15 protein-coding genes and 2 tRNA genes are annotated in these 18,203 nt (G+C 44.7%); 4 read left to right on the top strand and 13 right to left on the bottom strand.

The window, feature by feature from the left end; all coding sequences use genetic code 11:
* The 8 genes from pstC to ASF99_RS02995 all read right to left on the bottom strand — a co-directional run bounded on the left by pstC (position 1) and on the right by ASF99_RS02995 (position 8,619).
* Entirely contained in the window at positions 1-942 is a 942-nt protein-coding gene (gene pstC, locus ASF99_RS02960; protein ID WP_023467539.1) for a phosphate ABC transporter permease subunit PstC, read from the bottom strand.
* Positions 943-1,032: 90 nt separating this feature from the next.
* Complete coding sequence (locus tag ASF99_RS02965) at positions 1,033-1,977, bottom strand: PstS family phosphate ABC transporter substrate-binding protein (RefSeq protein ID WP_055966887.1); 945 nt, start codon at positions 1,975-1,977, stop codon at positions 1,033-1,035.
* 225 nt (positions 1,978-2,202) lie between these two features.
* The gene (locus tag ASF99_RS02970; protein WP_023467537.1) at positions 2,203-4,275 is read right to left on the bottom strand and encodes a peptidoglycan D,D-transpeptidase FtsI family protein; all 2,073 of its coding nucleotides are present in this window, start codon (positions 4,273-4,275) and stop codon (positions 2,203-2,205) included.
* Between the two features lie 135 nt (positions 4,276-4,410).
* Complete coding sequence (locus ASF99_RS02975) at positions 4,411-5,019, bottom strand: superoxide dismutase (RefSeq protein WP_016404085.1); 609 nt, start codon at positions 5,017-5,019, stop codon at positions 4,411-4,413.
* A gap of 93 nt (positions 5,020-5,112) precedes the next feature.
* The gene (locus ASF99_RS02980) at positions 5,113-6,573 is read right to left on the bottom strand and encodes an alpha-amylase (protein WP_023467536.1); all 1,461 of its coding nucleotides are present in this window, start codon (positions 6,571-6,573) and stop codon (positions 5,113-5,115) included.
* Between the two features lie 116 nt (positions 6,574-6,689).
* A tRNA-Ile gene (locus ASF99_RS02985) sits at positions 6,690-6,763 on the bottom strand.
* Positions 6,764-6,774: 11 nt separating this feature from the next.
* Positions 6,775-6,848 (bottom strand) — tRNA-Met (locus tag ASF99_RS02990).
* A 127-nt stretch (positions 6,849-6,975) separates the two neighbouring features.
* The gene (locus tag ASF99_RS02995; protein ID WP_055966890.1) at positions 6,976-8,619 is read right to left on the bottom strand and encodes a Na/Pi cotransporter family protein; all 1,644 of its coding nucleotides are present in this window, start codon (positions 8,617-8,619) and stop codon (positions 6,976-6,978) included.
* A gap of 207 nt (positions 8,620-8,826) precedes the next feature.
* Between ASF99_RS02995 and ASF99_RS03000 the strand changes: the two genes are divergently transcribed.
* The 4 genes from ASF99_RS03000 to ASF99_RS03015 all read left to right on the top strand — a co-directional run bounded on the left by ASF99_RS03000 (position 8,827) and on the right by ASF99_RS03015 (position 12,436).
* Positions 8,827-9,312 carry a hypothetical protein gene (locus ASF99_RS03000; RefSeq protein WP_055966894.1) on the top strand — a complete coding sequence of 162 codons (486 nt, stop codon included), beginning with the start codon at positions 8,827-8,829 and terminating at the stop codon, positions 9,310-9,312.
* Positions 9,313-9,479: 167 nt separating this feature from the next.
* Positions 9,480-10,589: a flavodoxin-dependent (E)-4-hydroxy-3-methylbut-2-enyl-diphosphate synthase gene (ispG, locus tag ASF99_RS03005; protein ID WP_023467533.1), complete on the top strand. Its 1,110-nt coding sequence runs from the start codon at positions 9,480-9,482 to the stop codon at positions 10,587-10,589.
* Between the two features lie 99 nt (positions 10,590-10,688).
* A complete protein-coding gene (locus ASF99_RS03010; RefSeq protein ID WP_023467532.1) occupies positions 10,689-11,258 on the top strand; it encodes a 5' nucleotidase, NT5C type in 570 nt (189 codons plus the stop codon).
* Positions 11,259-11,356: 98 nt separating this feature from the next.
* Positions 11,357-12,436, top strand: coding sequence for a GGDEF domain-containing protein (locus ASF99_RS03015; RefSeq protein WP_052017187.1), 1,080 nt, complete (start codon positions 11,357-11,359; stop codon positions 12,434-12,436).
* A 59-nt stretch (positions 12,437-12,495) separates the two neighbouring features.
* Here ASF99_RS03015 and ASF99_RS03020 read toward each other — a convergent pair whose 3' ends face one another.
* The 5 genes from ASF99_RS03020 to ASF99_RS03040 all read right to left on the bottom strand — a co-directional run bounded on the left by ASF99_RS03020 (position 12,496) and on the right by ASF99_RS03040 (position 18,038).
* Positions 12,496-14,325: a GGDEF domain-containing phosphodiesterase gene (locus tag ASF99_RS03020; protein ID WP_055966898.1), complete on the bottom strand. Its 1,830-nt coding sequence runs from the start codon at positions 14,323-14,325 to the stop codon at positions 12,496-12,498.
* Between the two features lie 151 nt (positions 14,326-14,476).
* Positions 14,477-15,907: a bifunctional ADP-dependent NAD(P)H-hydrate dehydratase/NAD(P)H-hydrate epimerase gene (locus ASF99_RS03025; RefSeq protein ID WP_055966901.1), complete on the bottom strand. Its 1,431-nt coding sequence runs from the start codon at positions 15,905-15,907 to the stop codon at positions 14,477-14,479.
* A 94-nt stretch (positions 15,908-16,001) separates the two neighbouring features.
* On the bottom strand, positions 16,002-16,433 hold the full coding sequence (locus ASF99_RS03030; RefSeq protein WP_023467528.1) for a Fur family transcriptional regulator: 432 nt from the start codon (positions 16,431-16,433) through the stop codon (positions 16,002-16,004).
* Positions 16,405-17,274 (bottom strand): metal ABC transporter permease, encoded by an 870-nt coding sequence (locus tag ASF99_RS03035; protein WP_023467527.1) that lies wholly within the window; start codon positions 17,272-17,274, stop codon positions 16,405-16,407. The genes ASF99_RS03030 and ASF99_RS03035 overlap by 29 nt, the downstream gene beginning before the upstream one ends.
* Positions 17,271-18,038 carry a metal ABC transporter ATP-binding protein gene (locus ASF99_RS03040; RefSeq protein ID WP_023467526.1) on the bottom strand — a complete coding sequence of 256 codons (768 nt, stop codon included), beginning with the start codon at positions 18,036-18,038 and terminating at the stop codon, positions 17,271-17,273. The genes ASF99_RS03035 and ASF99_RS03040 overlap by 4 nt, the downstream gene beginning before the upstream one ends.
* Between the last annotated feature and the right edge of the window lie 165 nt (positions 18,039-18,203).

Below are 18,203 nucleotides of genomic sequence, written 5' to 3' on the forward strand. Positions count from 1 at the left end.
TTAGTACTCCTCTCTGAAGCGGCGTGTGATCCAGTTCGCAAGTAAGTTCATCACTAATGTGAAGACGAACAAGAGTGTACCAACCGCATAGATACTGTAATATTCGACAGTTCCAAATCCAGCATCACCTAAGGCAACCTGAACGATATACGCTGTCATCGTTTGGACTGGCTCGAGTGGATCGATCGCAGCTGTCGGATTCGAACCACCAGCGATCGTTACGATCATCGTCTCACCGATTGCACGTGACATACCGAGTACGATCGAAGCAATGATACCTGATAAGGCAGCTGGAACGACGACTTTCAAAGCGACTTCAAGACGTGTCGAACCGAGTGCAAGTGCACCATCACGAATTTTTTTCGGAACAGAGCTCATCGCATCCTCAGAAATCGAAGCAATCATTGGAATGATCATGATCCCGACGACGATTCCCGGACTGAGCGCATTGTAAATTTGAATACCTGGAATCAATTTTACGAGTACTGGTGTGACGAACGTCAACGCGAAGAATCCGAAGACGATCGTTGGAACACCTGCTAACACTTCAAGAATTGGTTTTAAGATACGGCGTGCGCGGTCTGACGCGTACTCACTTAAATAAATCGCTGATGTGAGACCGATCGGCACGGCAACTAGCATCGCAATCACGGTAATCTCAAGCGTCCCGACGACAAGCGGCCAAATTCCATACTCTGGTTGTGAGTTGAGTGGATACCAGCTCGTACTGCCGAAGAATTCCTTGAACGGAACGACTTCGAAGAAGTGCTCTGTTTCAATGACTAACGTGAGAATGATGCCGATGGTCGTAACGACCGAGACGAACGCACAAAGGAATAACACGATCGGCATGACGCGTTCCATGACGTTTTTCATACTATATTTTTGCTGTCGGTTCTGTTGAATCAGCTCGCGAACCGATTTGTTTTGAGTTGAACTCATCCTTCTTCACTCCCTACTCCTTCTTGACATGAGAACGGGACCCAACCGGTACAGACTTCCCCGGTTGGGCCATCCTCATGACTCGATGATTTATTTCATTGCGTCTTCAATTGCTTTTGCGTTTTCATCGTAACGATCTTGTGGCATTTTGATATATCCGACTTCTTCAGCAAGATCACCAGCGTTTTCGTTCGTGAACTGAACGAAGTCAGCGACTTGTTTTTTGTCTTTCATCGATTTGTTATTGATGTACGTGTAGATTTCACGTGATAGTGGATAAGAGAGATCTTTGATCGTTTCTGGTGTTGGATCAACTGCGTCTTTTCCTTCAGCAGAAAGTGGTACTTCCTTCAACTTATCTTTATTCTCAGCGTAGTACGCATAACCGAAGTATCCGATTGCGCCTTTCGTTCCTTCAACACCCTTGACGAGAACGTTATCGTCTTCTGATAATTGAACATCTTTACGCATGTCTTTTTTCTCAAGTACTTCCTCAGAGAAGAAATCGAATGTTCCTGAATCTTTCCCTGGGCTGAAGAATTTCAATGGTTCAGCCGGGTAAGAAGAATCGACATCTTTCCAAGTCTTGATGTTCGGGTCGAGCCAGATTTTCTCGAGTTGCTCCATTGTGAGTTCTTTTACCCATGTATTTTCTTTGCTGACTGCGACAGTCAAACCGTCATATGCGAGTGCCATTTTTGTGAATTCAATGTTGTTCTTTTTCGCTTCAGCTGCTTCTTCTTCTTTAATTTCACGCGATGCGTTTGAAAGATCTGTTTCCCCAACGACGAAGCGTTTGAATCCGCCACCTGTACCAGAGACACCGACTGTGACATCTACGTCAGGTTGTTCCATCGAATATTCTTCACCGACAGCTTCCATGATCGGGAAGACTGTAGAAGAACCGTCGATTGCGATTTTTCCTTTTAAATCAGATGAACTAGCAGAACCGCCTTTATCGTTACCACATCCTGCCCCCACTACTGCGATTGATGCTACCGTTGTGATGAGTGCTGTTTTTTTCATCCAAGACATGATTAATTTTCCTCCTCGAAAGTATGTCGCTGACGATGTCACGACTTTTTATCCGTTTTCCTTACAAGACTTATACTACGGATGAACTATTAAAACGAAATGAATCCAACGTAAAAGAATTGTAAAGGCGTGTTTTTTAGTGTTTACAATTCGAAATCCATTAGAAAAAAAGGTCAATACAAACAAAAAAACGAGAGTGATTGCTCACTCTCGCTTTATTTCTAGTTAATTTGGCTTAGTTTGCCATGGTACGTCCTTCACATTGAAATACGCTTTGACAAGATCATGACCGATTTTTGAGTTGACGGTTTCTTGTTCCATATAAGGAAGGAACACGGCCCATGCCATCTCTGGATTGTCATACGGTGCCCAGCCGACAAGGTTCGAGTTCAATGAACGAACCGGTTGACCACTTCCGTCACGTAAGGCGATTCCATCATCACCATAAACACTGACCTGCGCTGTACCTGTTTTCGCAGCTGCATCAATACCGGTTTGGGCAATGATTTTTGCTGTACCACGCTCTCCTTTAACGACACGATGCAATCCTTCGCGGACATGATCAATGTTATCTTGACTGACCTCAATCCGATTCAGGTAATTCGTCTTGAAGCTATAATCCACTTGTTTCGTTCCTTTTTCAATCGAATTCGACGCGAGAACTTCTTTTAAGAAGTGCGGTTGAACACGATAGCCACCATTGGCAAGTGTTGAAATATACTGTGCAACTTGTAGCGGTGTAAAGGCATCGTACTGTCCGATGACTCGGTCCATGAGTAGCGTGACACGGTCCGGTGTCCCTTGAACACCTTTTGCTTCGTACGGTAAATCGACACCGGTCGTCACTCCGAGCCCGAACTGACTGTAGTAATTCTGCATGATCGCAGCCGCTGCATCTACACTTGCTCCAGCGATACCATTACTCGGATATTTCGCCATCCGCATCGCAATATTGAACATGTAAACGTTTGATGAACGCTCAAGTGCCGTCAAATCCGTGATTGCTCCCATGTTGACGTACGATGCTTTTTTCGTACCACCAATCGTGATCGGAGCATCATTGATGACTTCGTTTTGACGGATAACACCTTCCTCAAGTCCCATCGCAACCGTTGCACCTTTGATCGTCGAACCGATTTGAAGCGACGTCAAGACGTTATTGATTGCGACATCTGAGAACTTGCCGGTTGCTGGATCCAACTTTTGACCAGACATCGCAAGAATCTCACCTGTCTGTGGATTCATGACGACGGCGTAACCTTCTTTTAGATAACGACTACCCATGCCACGCCCCATTTTAATGGCTTGTTGCATGATTTTGTCGACTTGTTTGTTGTACTCTGCATCAACAGTTAAAACGAGATCTTTACCAGACTCGCCTTCCTCGCGTTTTGGATCACCGACCGGCTCTCCGTTAAACGTCTCATACACATCGTATGCGGGTTTCCCACGCAGTAGATCTTCATACTGTTGTTCAAGGAATGATGTTCCGACACGGTCATTCAAGCTGTAACCTTTTGCTTTGAACTCTGCTTGTTGTTCTGCTGGAATCTTCGAGTACTTCCCAAAGATATTCCGAAGTGTTCCTTCATATGGATAAGAACGCTCGTAAAACGGTTCCACCGATACACCTTTTAAATCTTCTAGATTTTCATCGATGATCGCCATCTCTTTTGCAGATGCACCGAGTTTGACGAGCTGCGGATCAAGTGCATAACCAACTTCCATGTTATGTTTGATCGCGATGACTTCCATTGTCTGATCATCATAATCGATATCCTCTTTTGTGATGGCATCTAAACGAATTTTATCTTGCTCCGGAATCGAGAGCTTACTTTGTGCTTCTGTTGAAGGATACTTCTTTTTTACTGCCTCTTGGTATCGACGATCCGATTCTTTTGTATTCGTCGCCACCCAAAAATCCTTGATGTCCCGTTCCGTGACTTTCCAATCTTTTTTCGGTAGATCAATGATTGCCGCAAGACGCTGTGCAATCTCAATGCGTTCATCGACTTTCGTCGTTTGTGCGCGACGGTAGACGATGGAGTATTTAGAAATCGTATCAACCAAAAGACGACCATCCCGGTCATAAATCTTTCCGCGTGGCACTTCATATTTTGATGCGATCATTTCTGTTTTTTGAACTTCCCGCGAAATTTTCTCACCATTGACGATTTGCACGACTCCTAAACGGAAAATCAAAATCGCAAACAATAAAAAAACGACGAAGAACATTAAATTCAGACGAAGCGGCAGATGATTACGCCGTCTTCCTCGTACGGTGATTCGTTTAGCCATGGCGTACTCCCCTATCGTTCAAAAGTCATCTTGTTTCATTATATAGAAGGAAACTTTCCATAACAACCTATCCCATCATTTTCCGCATTAAAAAAAGCGTATCGTTCACAATTGAACGATACGCTCGTTTTCACATTACTTCGCGTCAGCGTAAAGCTTCGCTACGTGATCCCAATCAACGACGTTGAAGAACGCATTGATGTAATCAGGACGGCGGTTTTGGTAGTTGAGATAGTATGCATGTTCCCAAACATCAAGACCGAGGATTGGTGTTTTGCCTTCCATGACTGGTGTATCTTGGTTTGGTGTCGAAACGACTGCCAATTTCCCACCATCAACGATTAACCAAGCCCAACCTGAACCAAAACGAGTTGTTGCTGCTTTCGCGAATGCATCTTTGAATGCATCGAATGATCCGAATGCTTCGTCGATTGCTGCCGCGAGTTCCCCTGTTGGAGCAGCACCATCGTTCTTCTTCAACAGTTTCCAGAAGAATGAGTGGTTCCAGTGACCGCCACCGTTGTTACGGACTGCAGTTTGAATGTTTGCTGGGAGAGCATCCAAGTTTTGAAGAAGTTCTTCAAGTGACTTTCCTTCATGTTCTGTACCCTCAAGCGCCGCATTCACGTTCGTGACATACGTGTTGTGGTGTTTCGTGTGGTGAATCTCCATCGTACGAGCATCGATATGTGGCTCAAGCGCATCATAAGCGTAGCCGAGTTCTGGTAATTCAAATTTTGACATGTTCATGTCCCCCTTTGTACTATTTTCGAAAACTTCAATACCCTTTAAGACTAGCAAAAGAACCTGTGTTGACGCAAGTCAAGACCCTCGGATTTACTCGACTTCTCGTGGAGCAAAAACTGATACACCACCACCCGGAACTGGGAAGACACCAAATCCTTCATCGTCGATCACAACAGGGTGATCTTGATGGTTCGTATAGTCAAACCATTCTTGACCTGCACGTTCTTCACCGACAAACATCCGTTTTTCACACATATCGGCATTCGACAATAAGACCGCACAGCCGGAGTTCTCAATTTCCTCAACTCCACGACGAACCCAACCGACACAATGTGGATCATCGAGATAATCTTCTTGTTCACCATACGCTTTGTGATACCGTGCATAGAGTAAGGCATCAATCATTTCTTTTTTTCCTTCTACCGGATGTGGTCCTTGCACACCATAATAGTCACCGTAGAAGACACATGGATAACCATCTTTACGAAGTAAAATCGCCGCGTAAGCATGTTGTTTAAACCAGTCATCCACCCACGACTCCAGTGATTCGCCCGGTTGTGAATCGTGATTATCGACGAACGTGACGGCATTCGTCGGGTGTGATTCGACAAGGGTATCCGCAAACAACGTCGTCATATCAAAGTCTTGCCCCTGCTTCGAAGCTTCATGGAACTTGTAATGAAGCGGAACATCGAATAAATCGATCGTATAGTCGACGCTATCGAGGAAATGACGACAATCATCGAGATCTGATTTCCAGAACTCACCGACCATATAGAAGTCACCTTCACTTTTTTCAATCATTGATTTTGCGAATTCATGAACGAATTCATAGTTGATATGTTTGATGGCATCGAGTCGGAAACCTTGGCAATCAATTGTTTCTTGGAACCAATGTCCCCAGCGGATCATTTCTTCTCGGACTTCAGGGTGATTATAATCGATGTTCGCGAACATCAAATAGTCATAGTTTCCGAATTCATCATCGACTTGATCATTCCAATCTTTATTTTTACCGGAAATTTTAAAGACACCCGTCTTTTCTTCACGAGCATCAAAATCCGTTCCATTGAAAAATTCATGTGTCCAGATGAAATCTGAATATTTTCCGTTACGTCCCGGGAACGTAAACTTCGTCCAAGCTTCGATTTCAAACTCTTCTGAAATTTCTTTCGAACGATCTTCCGGATGGACTTCGACGACATTGATTGTCTCGAGTTCATCGGCTGCTGCTTTATGGTTCATGACGACATCCGCGTAAACAGCGATATCGTTCTCACGAGCAACCTGGATCGCTTCGACGAGTTCATCTTTCGTACCGTATTTCGTACGGACCGTTCCTTTTTGATCAAATTCGCCTAAATCATAGACGTCATAGATGCCATATCCTGTATCTTCATCCGATTGACCTTTTGACGCCGGTGGAATCCACACGGACGTGATGCCGGCAGCACGTAATTCAGGCGCCCGCTCTTTCAAGCGTTGCCAGTGCTTCCCATCATTCTCTACATGCCACTCAAAAAACTGCATCATCGTATGGTTACGTTCCATCTCTCTTCGCTCTCCCTTAGTTACTATAGTATGAATATTATTACAATATCTTTACTATTCCCCGGGGGAACAAAAATAAACGCTCCTCGTTTTTCAACGAGAAGCGTTCTACTGAATGGACCCTGCAGGGCTCGAACCTGCGACCGGACGGTTATGAGCCGTCTGCTCTGACCAGCTGAGCTAAGGGTCCTTAAGTAATAGTAGCGGCGGAGGGAGTCGAACCCACGACCTCACGGGTATGAACCGTACGCTCTAGCCAGCTGAGCTACACCGCCATGATGTATGTTTCTTACTCTTACTAGATTACGAGATGTGGCGAAACTTGTCAATATGCTATTTCAAAAAAATAAACAGCTGATTTCATTTTTTGAAATCAGCTGTCATAGATAAATCGTATTTCACTTAGTTCGTTAATGCGGTCCGCTGTTCAAGGACGAGATCCGTGATGTTGACAGCGTGATCGCCAATTCGTTCGAGGTTCGACAAGAGATCGACGAAGATCATCCCTGCTTGTCCCGTACATTCGCCAGCGTTAACACGAAGGACATGATGCTTACGGAATGAACGTTCGAGTGCATCGAGTTTACCTTCGAGTTCAAGAACTTTTCGAGCCCGTGTGACATCATCCTCTTCGACAGCGCGAACGGCACAATCGACGATTTCTTGTGTCAAAGCGTACATGTCATCAAGTTCTTGCTTCGCTGATGATGTGAACTGAATCCGGTTGACGATTTGGAAGTCAACCAATTCGACGATGTTTTCAACGTGGTCACCAATCCGTTCAAAATCATTGACGGCATGCATCAGTAACGAGTGCTCATTTGATTCACGTTCTGATAAATCATGTGCCGCTACTTTAACGAGATAACTCGTGACTTCTGTATTTAAATGGTTGATCGCATATTCAATCTGTTGTGATTCCGATACATCTTTCTTATCATGCGATTGTGTGTAACGCTGTGCTTTTGCAAGTGCGTCTTTCGAGAATTCACCCATACGCAATACTTCGAGCTTTGCTTGGTTTAATGCGAGTGCTGAAGATTGGTTCAAGATATTTTGATCCAGATGACGCGGTTTTGAATCAATCGTCGTATCCGTACCCGGTACGATTTTTTGTACAAGCCATGCGATTTGCGCAATGAACCAACACTGAATCAACGTATTGACGACGTTGAATGTTCCATGTGCAAAGGCGATTTGCATTTTTGGACCTAAATCAAGCGCGCCTGTGATCCAAGTAATGAAGCTTGAGAAGATTGGTAATGCAATCAGGAACAATACTGTTCCGATGATATTGAAGATGACGTGTGCTGCTGCTGTTCGTTTAGCTGCAATCGACGCACCAAGTGCTGCGAGTACTGCTGTGATTGTCGTTCCGATGTTATCACCGAACAAGACGGGAAGTGCTGCTTTGATATCGATCATGCCACCAGCGTATAGCTCTTGTAAGATACCGATCGTTGCTGACGACGACTGAACAAGAACGGTAAAGATCGTTCCGACGAATACACCAAGCAATGGGTTATCCGACATCGATACCGTCAACTCACGGAACCAGACACTTGACTCAAGTGGAGCCATTCCGTCGCCCATCAATGTCAAACCATAGAACAATGCACCGAAGCCAAAGAAAATCTGTCCGATGTATTGAACCCGTTCTTTATTGAAGAAGAAGATCAAGAAAGCACCAATTGCGATTGCTGGAAGCGCAGCTTCCTTGACGTTAAAGCCGATGATGAAGGCCGTAATCGTTGTTCCGATGTTAGCCCCCATGACGACTCCAATCGCCTGTCGTAAATTCATCAGACCTGCACTAACGAGTCCGACGACGATGACGGTCGTCCCTGACGACGACTGTATCAAAATCGTGACGACGATACCTGCTAGGATACCTAACAGTGGGTTCGTCGTATATTTATCGAGGATATAACGTAATCGGTCTCCTGCTGTTTTTTGGAGCCCATCTCCCATATACTTAATACCGAATAGGAAAATCCCGAGTCCACCGATGAAGGTGAAAATCATTTCCTGCAAATCATAGTTCATCTTGCCAGCTCCTTTATTTCATGTGGATTGATGTGTTTGTAAAGTTTATTTTCTCAACTCCCCCATTATGTAAAGGTCTTTTGAACTTGTAAATAGTTTTTGAGACATCCGTTTGTTAAGGTTTTATTAATCTGTACCATTACACAAAAAACCTTTATTACCAATCAAAATCGAATAAATAAAATCTGTTATAAAACATTAGAAAGAGTGATTTTCTTGTCATTTTTACGTCAACTAATTAATTACTTACAAACTTCTTTAATTCCAAATCGTCCGTTTTTGCGTCTTCGTTTGGCAGATGTTTCCCTTTATTTTTGTGGATTAGCTTGGATTTCATTTTGGACGACGGTCATTGATTCCTTCTTTTTACAAAAAAACATCCCAATCGTCGTCTGGTTCATCCTTCATTTCATCTTTATCGCAATCGCTGTATTACTTTACGTATTGTTTATGGCGTATCTAACGAAGGGATTTGTCCGATTGTTACTTCCCCGTCCGTGGGCGTATCGCCAAACGTTTCCTTACACAGTTGCGACGAATCTCTGGTCTTTCCCACTCGGTATGCTTCTATACCAACTCGATTATCCTCGCTTCGGAATCGGGATACTCGTAATCGGACACCTCGTCTACACATTAGTTCCATTATGGATTGCCCGTTCCGCGAAGCCACGCGCTTCACGCAAACCTCAATGAGTATCAAAATCAGGCGTCCGACGGATTGACGGACGTCCTTCTTTCATTAAACAATTGTAAATGTTCGATTTTCGTTCTTGTTTCTCGATTTTTAGGGAATAGTTCGATATGATAGGAAGGGTAAACATAAACAATATGGCGGTATGCCACAAAAGGAGATTTTCGATATGCCGAAAATGGTCCATCGCTCTAAGACTCGTCCTGTTCGTGTAGGGGACCTTGTCATTGGTGGAAATAATGAAGTCATCATCCAAAGTATGACGACAACTAAAACACACGACGTCGAAGCGACAGTCGCTGAAATTCTACGTCTTGAAGAAGCTGGTTGCCAAATCGTCCGCGTCGCTTGTCCAGAAGAACGTGATGCGCTCGCACTTGCAGAAATCAAAAGCCGAATCAACATTCCGCTTGTCGTAGACATCCACTTCAACTATAAACTTGCGCTCATGGCAATCGAAGCTGGCGTCGATAAAATCCGGATCAACCCGGGTAACATCGGTCGCCGCGAAAAGGTCGAAGCCGTCGTGACAGCAGCCAAAGCGAAAAACATCCCAATCCGGATCGGGGTAAACGCCGGTTCACTTGAAAAGCACATTCTTGAAAAATACGGCTACCCGACAGCACGTGGTATGGTCGAGAGTGCGTTGCACCACATTAAGATCCTCGAAGATCTCGACTTCCATGACATCATCGTCTCGCTTAAGGCATCAGACGTACAGTTGGCGCTTGAAGCGTATCAACTTGCTTCTGAATCGTTCGACTATCCACTTCACGTCGGGATCACGGAATCTGGTCCACTTCGCTCTGGTTCATTAAAATCAGCAGCGGGACTTGGCGCGATCTTGTCACGCGGAATCGGAAACACGGTTCGTGTATCTCTTTCAGCGGATCCTGTCGAAGAAGTAAAAGTCGCAAAAGAAGTCTTGAAATCATTTGGTCTCGCGGCGAATGCGGCGACATTGATCTCATGCCCAACATGTGGTCGGATCGAAATCGATTTGATGTCGATCGCTGCAGAAATCGAAGACTATATCGAAAACATCCAAGCGAACATCAAAGTCGCGGTTCTCGGATGTGCGGTCAACGGTCCTGGTGAAGCACGTGAAGCTGATATCGGTATCGCTGGCGCACGCAACGAAGGATTATTGTTCCGTCACGGAGAAATCATCCGTAAAGTACCGGAAGCAACGATGGTCGAAGAATTGAAGAAAGAGATTGATGCAATCGTTCTCGAAAAACAGGCTGAAAAAGAAGCCGAAAAAGCAAATCACGCATAAGTGGAAGACTCCTCCCTCGCGAGGAGTCTTTTTTCCTATCTCGATTTCGACTATGTTATACTAAGTGAAGAAAAATTTTTAGAACGTGGGTGACTGTAAATGAAAATTGGAATCGACATTGATGGAACGATCACACATCCATCCTCTTGCTTCACTTACATGAATAAACATCTCGGAACGTCGATTGACTTCAATCAGGCGTCCGAGTATGAATTGCATACGTATACCGATATGAATCAAATCGAATTTTGGGACTACATGGTGAACTCTGGTCACGAGACAGGCATTTATCGTGAATCCATCCCTCAAGAACATGTTCGTCATCACTTATGGAATTTGCGGAAGCAATATGATCTCCATTACGTAACAGCACGATCGGAGCTCGTTCGTCCTGTAACAGAAGAGTGGATCAAACAACACGAACTTCCTCTTGATTCCTTGATCATGACGGGATCACACGACAAAGTACAAGTCGTCCGTGATTTATCACTCGATTTATTCATGGAAGATCGATTAGAGAATGCTGTACAAATCGCAGAAGACACCTCTATTCCTGTAATCTTGTTCGATGCACCTTATAACCGTAAAGCCGTACCGAATAATGTCATTCGTGTCGCTTCCTGGAATGAGGCCGTTCAAGAGATTCAAAAATTTGCACCAATTCGTTAAAACAGCCGATTAGGCTGTTTTTTCCATTTTCTATGCCATTATCCGATGAGATAGCATACAATGGCATTAGATTTAGATTTTCTAATAGAAAGGGTTTCATGATGCTTACGACAGTGAATATCTTTTTCGTCAATATCTGTATTATCTTTCTTGTCTCTACATTCACTTTTTATCTGTTGCGTGATCGCTTACCGATTCACCCGGACTCGATGATGTCCACTCGCCTGTATTTCGGACTCGCGAATGGAGTAACAGGAATTCTCCTTATGCACCACGCCATCGATTTAAATGGGGCACTGATCGATTTACGATTGTTACCTCTCGCTTTATCCGCCCTATTTGGCGGTAATGTCAGTATCGCAGTGACAGGAACGATGCTTCTATTTTATCGGTTCTTGATTCATGACGGCGCTTCACTGAATGTTCTACTTAGTTCTGTCATCACACTACTTGGTTTTTTAATTCTTTCGTTTATTTGTCGCCGATTTATCACACGACAAGGGTACTTCTTTTCCGCCATCGTCACGGTCGGTTCATTACTTGTTCTTTGGCGACTGATCATTAGCAATTCTCCTGTCGATGCATGGGAAACGATCTATATTCCCTATTTTATCCTAACGATTGGTGGAGCGATTTTGTTTTATCGGTTATCCTCGCTCCTTCAACAGCACTTTGTTCTGTACTCCTATCAATCCTACCTCGCATCGACCGATCAATTGACACGGCTTGCGAATCGACATGTCATTTTAGAAAAAGTAACGACGCTCGAAAAAAGTAACGCCTCTTGGAGTGTGATTCTATTCGATTTGGATCATTTCAAGACTGTGAACGATACACACGGTCACGCCATCGGTGACGCCGTCTTACGCCATTTTTCGATTATATTGAATGAATATTGTCCTGTACCAGTCACGGTCGGTCGATATGGAGGCGAAGAATTCATCATCATCATTCCGGATAGCGAACAATACTCTCCTGTTATCATAGCGGAAACGATCGTAACAGCCGTTCAGCAAACACCGTTCGTGATGCAGGATCATGCCGTATCAATCACCGTATCCGCTGGAATTGCTTACGCTCATCATCAGCCTGCTGAAATGGTCTTTAAGCAAGCAGATGCCGCTTTATATGAGGCAAAAACGCAAGGTCGAAATCAATATCGACTGTACCAATCATAAGTATTGTATGAAAAAGCCACTTCTCTCCGAAAAATTCGGACTGAAGTGGCTTTTTTTGATTAATGAATCGTTCCTTCATTCGTTTTTTGTAGCAGACAGATGATTTCTTCGAGTGGTACGGGTTTAGCGAAGAAATAGCCTTGGAACAAATGAATCCCGATTTCTTTGGCAATGCGTACTTCCTCTCCTGTCTCTACTCCTTCAACGATACATTCGACATGCATCGACTCACTCAATTGAAAAATCGACTCAAGAATCGATTGTCGTTTCTCCGATGCTCCAATTTGTTCAATGAATTGCTTCGGAATCTTTAATTGACGTAACGGTAATAAACGTTCGAGGACGTGATAAGACGCATGACCAGTACCGAAATCATCAAGCGAAACTGGGAAATCAAGCGTTTTGATGCGCTTGAGCGCTCGATGAATCGACTGACTCTCAAAATCGAGCGACTGACTTTCCGTAATCTCAATCTTAATCTGTTGCGGCTTTAATGCATACTTGAGTAACGTTCGTTCAATGAATGGCATGAACGACTCACTCGTCAACTGTCGTGGTGATACATTGACTGACAGCGTAAACTCATCCGGAACCAGACCGACCAATGCTTTACGCGTCTTACATCCTTCCTCAAAGATCCACTCACCTAGACGAATGATCAAGTCACTTTTTTCAGCAATCGGGATGAACACGGATGGTCGATCGGCTCCCTGTAGCGGGGTCTTCCATCGAACCAATGCTTCGAGACCGATGAATTGCTCTGATCGAACATCGTATTGCAGTTGATAGACGAGGTGAAAATCCGTTTCAATATTAGCCTGTGCTAACGATTGTGCTGCTTTGACTCGTAATTCTTGATCCTTACGCCATTCTTGGTCAATACACATCACACGTTCGTTTTGTTGCGCTGCTTCTTGTAAGGCAGTCAATAATTGCTGCACCCGACGCTTTCGATTGTCGGTCGCCCCATCGCCATTATCAATGACGATGGATATGTTGACATAGACATGATGCCCCTCGATTTCGTATGGTACGGAAATTTCTTGGCTCAATTCTTCCATCGCTTCCTTACATGCCACCTCGTCCGGCTTTTCCATGACAATCAATAACGTCCCTGCTTCAATCCGAGCAAACGCTTGATAAGGAGGTAGTTGTCTCTTGAGTCGCTCGATACAGGCGCGTAGTACTTGTAACTGAATATCTTCTCCAAAATAACGTGCCAGCTCATAGTAGTTTTCTAAATGAATCCCGACAAAAATGAGCTGTTGTTCGGATCTTGGAAAATCAATTTCGTTTAATCCTTGGCGATTCAAGACACCTGTTTCTTCATCACGTCGCGCCGTATCGTGTAATTGTATCGCAAGGTCATTCAAACGATTTAAATTGCGAATATGCAAGTGATTGATGACAAGTGCAATCGATACGCCAATCACAATCATACCAATCCGCCCATAATGGTCGGTCGGATCAATTTCCACCGTTACGGTATCGACATTCCCCATGACGTACAAACTAGTTGCGATGGTAACAATGATGGCGTACCACATCATGATGCGTTGATAGGAGATTAAAGCGATCATCAAAAACAAAAAGCTACTTGCCCAAACGGTAACTGCCGCGTAAGGTAAAAAGCTAATCGATGTAATCGGAACGACGAGCAACATCAAGGACAATAAGTGCGTTTGCAAAACGATTTCCATCTTACGACGACTGATATAAAAAATAAAAATTCCCATGATGACTAAAAATGAAATAATGACAGAACGACTCAAATATGCATTCTTGATTGTCTCTTCCGTCGTCGTATAAATGATTAGAGCACCAACAAGCATCATGAAAAGAGCAAAGTTTCCAATCCACCATTGTTGTTTCCGGACAATGTCCTCCATGTATCCCCCTCCTTTCCAGTAGATTTTCCGTATATAGGTTTCGACATCGCTTGATGATACTCCTGTCATATAGAATGTGGCAATTATTCCCTAAAAAGAAAAGTCTTCCCTTATACTTGCTGCGGAAGACTTTTCTCTCACATCCAGTGTTCTATAACTCAAGTCGTCCTAACTCTTCGATGACATCCGTTGCTAACAAACTACTGGGATGTAACCGTCGTTCAACTTGTTTTGAAGCACGTGCATACCACTCCGCTCCTTGCGCTAGTGTTCTTTCGATATCTCCTGTTGGATGTTGTGCAAGAAGGCTGGTTAATATGCCAAACAGCGTATCCCCACTTCCTCCTTTGGCGAGACCACTTGATGCACCAGAGACGACGAATCCGCCTCCATCTGGTTTCGCGATTAAGATGACATGAGACTTCAAAACGACAGTTACTTGATGCAAGATGGCATAGTCGGTTGCCTGACCAAAAAGATCATCTTGAATACTTTCGACACTCTGATTCGTCATTCGGGCGAATTCACCGATATGCGGTGTGACGATGATTGGCGCGGTTCGTTCGGGATAACTTTCTTTTACTAGAGCTGCAGCATCTAGTACAACCGGCAAATCACTCTCAAGCAGATAGTCCACCCATGTTTCGACTGCCTCTTGCGATAATCCGGGACCGATTCCAACTGCTGAGACGGAGGGAATCATCTCCTGAATTGCTAGTAACGTCTGATCAATGACCATCGCTTCCGGCGCTTGGGCGATGATTCCATGTTTCGCAAGTGCCGTCGTTGCCACTTGTAGTTTACCGACTCCTGTTCGTAAGGCTGCCCGTGTAGCGAGTTGGATGGAACCCGGCATCGTCTCACTTCCACCAATCAATAGCGCCGTCCCGTACGTTCCTTTATGACCGTATGGTTCCCGCTTGAACAAGGCGGTCACACCCTTAGGTGATACGCGCCATTCACCGAATGTCGGTAATCCGATATCAATCGTTTCTAATTCGCCATAAAACGGTGCTGTTCGTATTAAAAAGGCAGATCGTTTCATTGCATGTAATTGGAATGTCACGTCTGCGCGAATCGCTGTCTCCTTAAATTCCGTTGCATGATCCGTCGGTACTCCGCTCGGTACATCCACTGCATAGATACGTGCCCCTTGTCGCTTTTGTTCCGATACGAATTCACATTGCGCTTCGAACACCTGATTCATCCGCTTTGGATCAAATCCCGTTCCATATAAGGCATCTAGAATGACATCATATTGACCACACGGTTGTTCGGTCACGAGTCCAAACGCTTCTGCATAATGAACATGAACGATGGATGTATCCGAACGATTTTCTCCAAATGGTGCATGTAGTGTGACATCAAATCCGTCGCGTATCAATTCGCGTCCAATGACATACCCATCCCCACCGTTATTGCCTGTCCCACATAAAATCAAGATTCGCTCCGTCTTCCTATGACGCTCTTTGATACGTGTTGCGATGTGACTTCCAGCTCGTTCCATCAGCACTTCAAGTGGCAGTCCGGATGTCCGTGCCCACTCATCGATTTGTCGCGCTTCTTGTGTATCATAAATCATCTTCTCATCACCTCTGTTCGACTATTCCCGTTTTGAACAGGACTAGTCTTTTAAAACGCAAAAAGAGGACGCCCGACCGGGTATCCTCTTTCATTTAAGATGTCATGCGTTGACAATTCGCACAGCGTCCATAAATTTCGAACTTATGATCCTCAACTTCAAAGCCAGTCTCTTGGACCGGAGAAACCCATTCCATCGGACAGACATTCAATGTTTCCGTCTTCCCGCAGATTCGGCATATCAAATGATGATGATGGTGTCCTGAAGCACAAGCTGCTCGGTATTTCATCTCACCGTCTAATTCCGTCACTTCTAATAAGTCGATTTCCGAAAAGTCATTCAAGTTTCGATAGATTGTATCATAACTTAACGAAGGATGAGACGTTCGAAGAGCTTCTGCTACTTCCCGCGCACTGACATAACGATTCACTTCAAACAGATACGATAGCAAATCGAGACGCTTCGGTGTCATTTTAAACCCAGAAGCCTTCATGCGTTCACGCGCTTGTTCGATGTTCGTCTTCATGTGTTTTCCCTCCTATCCAAAAACGTTCCAACAGCATCACGATGATCAGCTCAAGTACCGCAATCAAGACGATCATTCCGCCGGGTGCCAAATCGAACTGATAAGCCAGGATGAGTCCAAGTACTGTAGCGATTTCGCCGAAGATGATTGCTAAAAAGATTGTCATCTTAAAACTCTTCGCAATTCGAAGTGCTGCCGCAACCGGTAACGTGATTAAGCTTGAGACAAGCAAAATCCCAACGATTCGCATACTGATCGCAATGACAAGCGCAACGACGATCATAAAGAGAATATGCACTAAGCGAAGGCGAATCCCGGAAACGCGCGCCTGCTCCTCGTCAAAGGAGAGGAACAACAATTCCTTGTAAAAAGCAAAGACGAAGATGACGACGACGATCGTCACGATAAGAATCGTGTACACATCCGTCAAGGCGACAGCCGAGACCGTTCCAAATAAGAAGGAGACGAGATCCATTGAAAAGCCGTTCGCGAGACTGATGAATGTTGCCCCAAGCCCCATTCCCGTCGCCATGATGATCGGGATTGCGAGTTCTTGGAAGTGCTTGTACTTCGCACGCAACCAATCGATCGTCAGTGCCGCGATGACCGACGTCACGATTCCTAAATACAGTGGATTCAAGTCCGCTAATTGTGCGACCATTCCAGAAATCAATAGACTGAGCGCAATCCCAGCTAGCGTGACGTGTGATAGTGCATCTGCGATTAAGCTCATCCGCCGGACGACGACGAACGAACCGATCAATGGTGCCGTGAATCCGATCAGAATGGCAGCCACCAAAGCGTACTGTAAAAACTTTAACGTCATGAACGCTTCAATCATTGGACACTCTTCCCTTCATGAACGAGGACACGTCCCGGAACCGGATAGAGGGAGCGAATCGTCTGTTCATCTAGTTCCCAGTATTCCTTGATGCCACAGTTACATCCTAAACGTCCATCGACCAGATGAATCACATCCGTGACAAGTTTACTGACGAAATGAATATCATGCGTGACAAGAACGAATGTCCGGCGCTTATCTCGACGAAGTTCTTCTAAGATCTCATAAAATTCTTTCACGTATCGCTGATCGACACCAACGGTTGGTTCATCCAAGATCATTAAATCAGGATCGTTGACGAGCGCACGTGCGATGAAAACACGTTGTTGTTGACCACCGGATAGGTCGCCGACTTTTGAATCGCGTCGCTCCCACATGCCGACCGTTTCGAGGGCCGTTCGTACTTTGTCTCGATCGTCGCGAGACAAGCGACGAAAGAGTCCTTTTTTAGCGTACAGTCCCATCTCAACGACTTCTGCGACAGTCACCGGAAAACCGGAGTTGAACGCTGCCGCTTTTTGCGAAACATAGCTGATCCGCCACCATTCATTGAATTGTGATTGGGATTGTCCAAATAAACGAATCGTTCCTTTCGGTTGCAATAACCCTAATATACATTTGATCAGCGTCGATTTTCCGGATCCATTTTCACCGACGATGGCTAAAAATTGCCCTTGCTCGACCTGAAACGAGACTTGATTCAACACCCGACGATCCGGGTAATCATAGCTGACTTGATCAATCTCGATGATTGGTGTTTCCATGTATTTTCACTCCTTCCGTTTTCGTAAAACGGAATAATTACGCCTTAATCAACTGTCTTATTATAGCGCCCGCCAATTATTGGTGCAACTCTAGCAACTTCCTATCCTCCTTAGAAAACATTCAAGGTACAATAAAGAAAGAAGCTAGCTGTTTCCGGCTTGTTC

It is taken from the genome of Exiguobacterium sp. Leaf187 (assembly GCF_001423925.1).
Taxonomy (GTDB): Bacteria; Bacillota; Bacilli; order Exiguobacteriales; family Exiguobacteriaceae; genus Exiguobacterium_A; species Exiguobacterium_A indicum.

Bases quoted from the DNA above. Each gene is read 5' to 3' on its own strand.
- ASF99_RS02995 (WP_055966890.1), bottom strand. From the start codon at position 8,619: ATGAACTATGATTTGCAGGAAATGATTTTCACCTTCATCGGTGGACTC.
- ASF99_RS03010 (WP_023467532.1), top strand. From the start codon at position 10,689: ATGAAAATTGGAATCGACATTGATGGAACGATCACACATCCATCCTCT.
- ASF99_RS03040 (WP_023467526.1), bottom strand. From the start codon at position 18,038: ATGGAAACACCAATCATCGAGATTGATCAAGTCAGCTATGATTACCCG.
- ASF99_RS03025 (WP_055966901.1), bottom strand. From the start codon at position 15,907: ATGATTTATGATACACAAGAAGCGCGACAAATCGATGAGTGGGCACGG.
- ASF99_RS03015 (WP_052017187.1), top strand. From the start codon at position 11,357: ATGATGCTTACGACAGTGAATATCTTTTTCGTCAATATCTGTATTATC.
- ASF99_RS02970 (WP_023467537.1), bottom strand. From the start codon at position 4,275: ATGGCTAAACGAATCACCGTACGAGGAAGACGGCGTAATCATCTGCCG.
- ASF99_RS02975 (WP_016404085.1), bottom strand. From the start codon at position 5,019: ATGTCAAAATTTGAATTACCAGAACTCGGCTACGCTTATGATGCGCTT.
- ASF99_RS02965 (WP_055966887.1), bottom strand. From the start codon at position 1,977: ATGTCTTGGATGAAAAAAACAGCACTCATCACAACGGTAGCATCAATC.
- ASF99_RS03035 (WP_023467527.1), bottom strand. From the start codon at position 17,274: ATGATTGAAGCGTTCATGACGTTAAAGTTTTTACAGTACGCTTTGGTG.
- ispG (WP_023467533.1), top strand. From the start codon at position 9,480: ATGCCGAAAATGGTCCATCGCTCTAAGACTCGTCCTGTTCGTGTAGGG.
- ASF99_RS02980 (WP_023467536.1), bottom strand. From the start codon at position 6,573: ATGGAACGTAACCATACGATGATGCAGTTTTTTGAGTGGCATGTAGAG.
- ASF99_RS03020 (WP_055966898.1), bottom strand. From the start codon at position 14,325: ATGGAGGACATTGTCCGGAAACAACAATGGTGGATTGGAAACTTTGCT.
- ASF99_RS03030 (WP_023467528.1), bottom strand. From the start codon at position 16,433: ATGAAGACGAACATCGAACAAGCGCGTGAACGCATGAAGGCTTCTGGG.
- pstC (WP_023467539.1), bottom strand. From the start codon at position 942: ATGAGTTCAACTCAAAACAAATCGGTTCGCGAGCTGATTCAACAGAAC.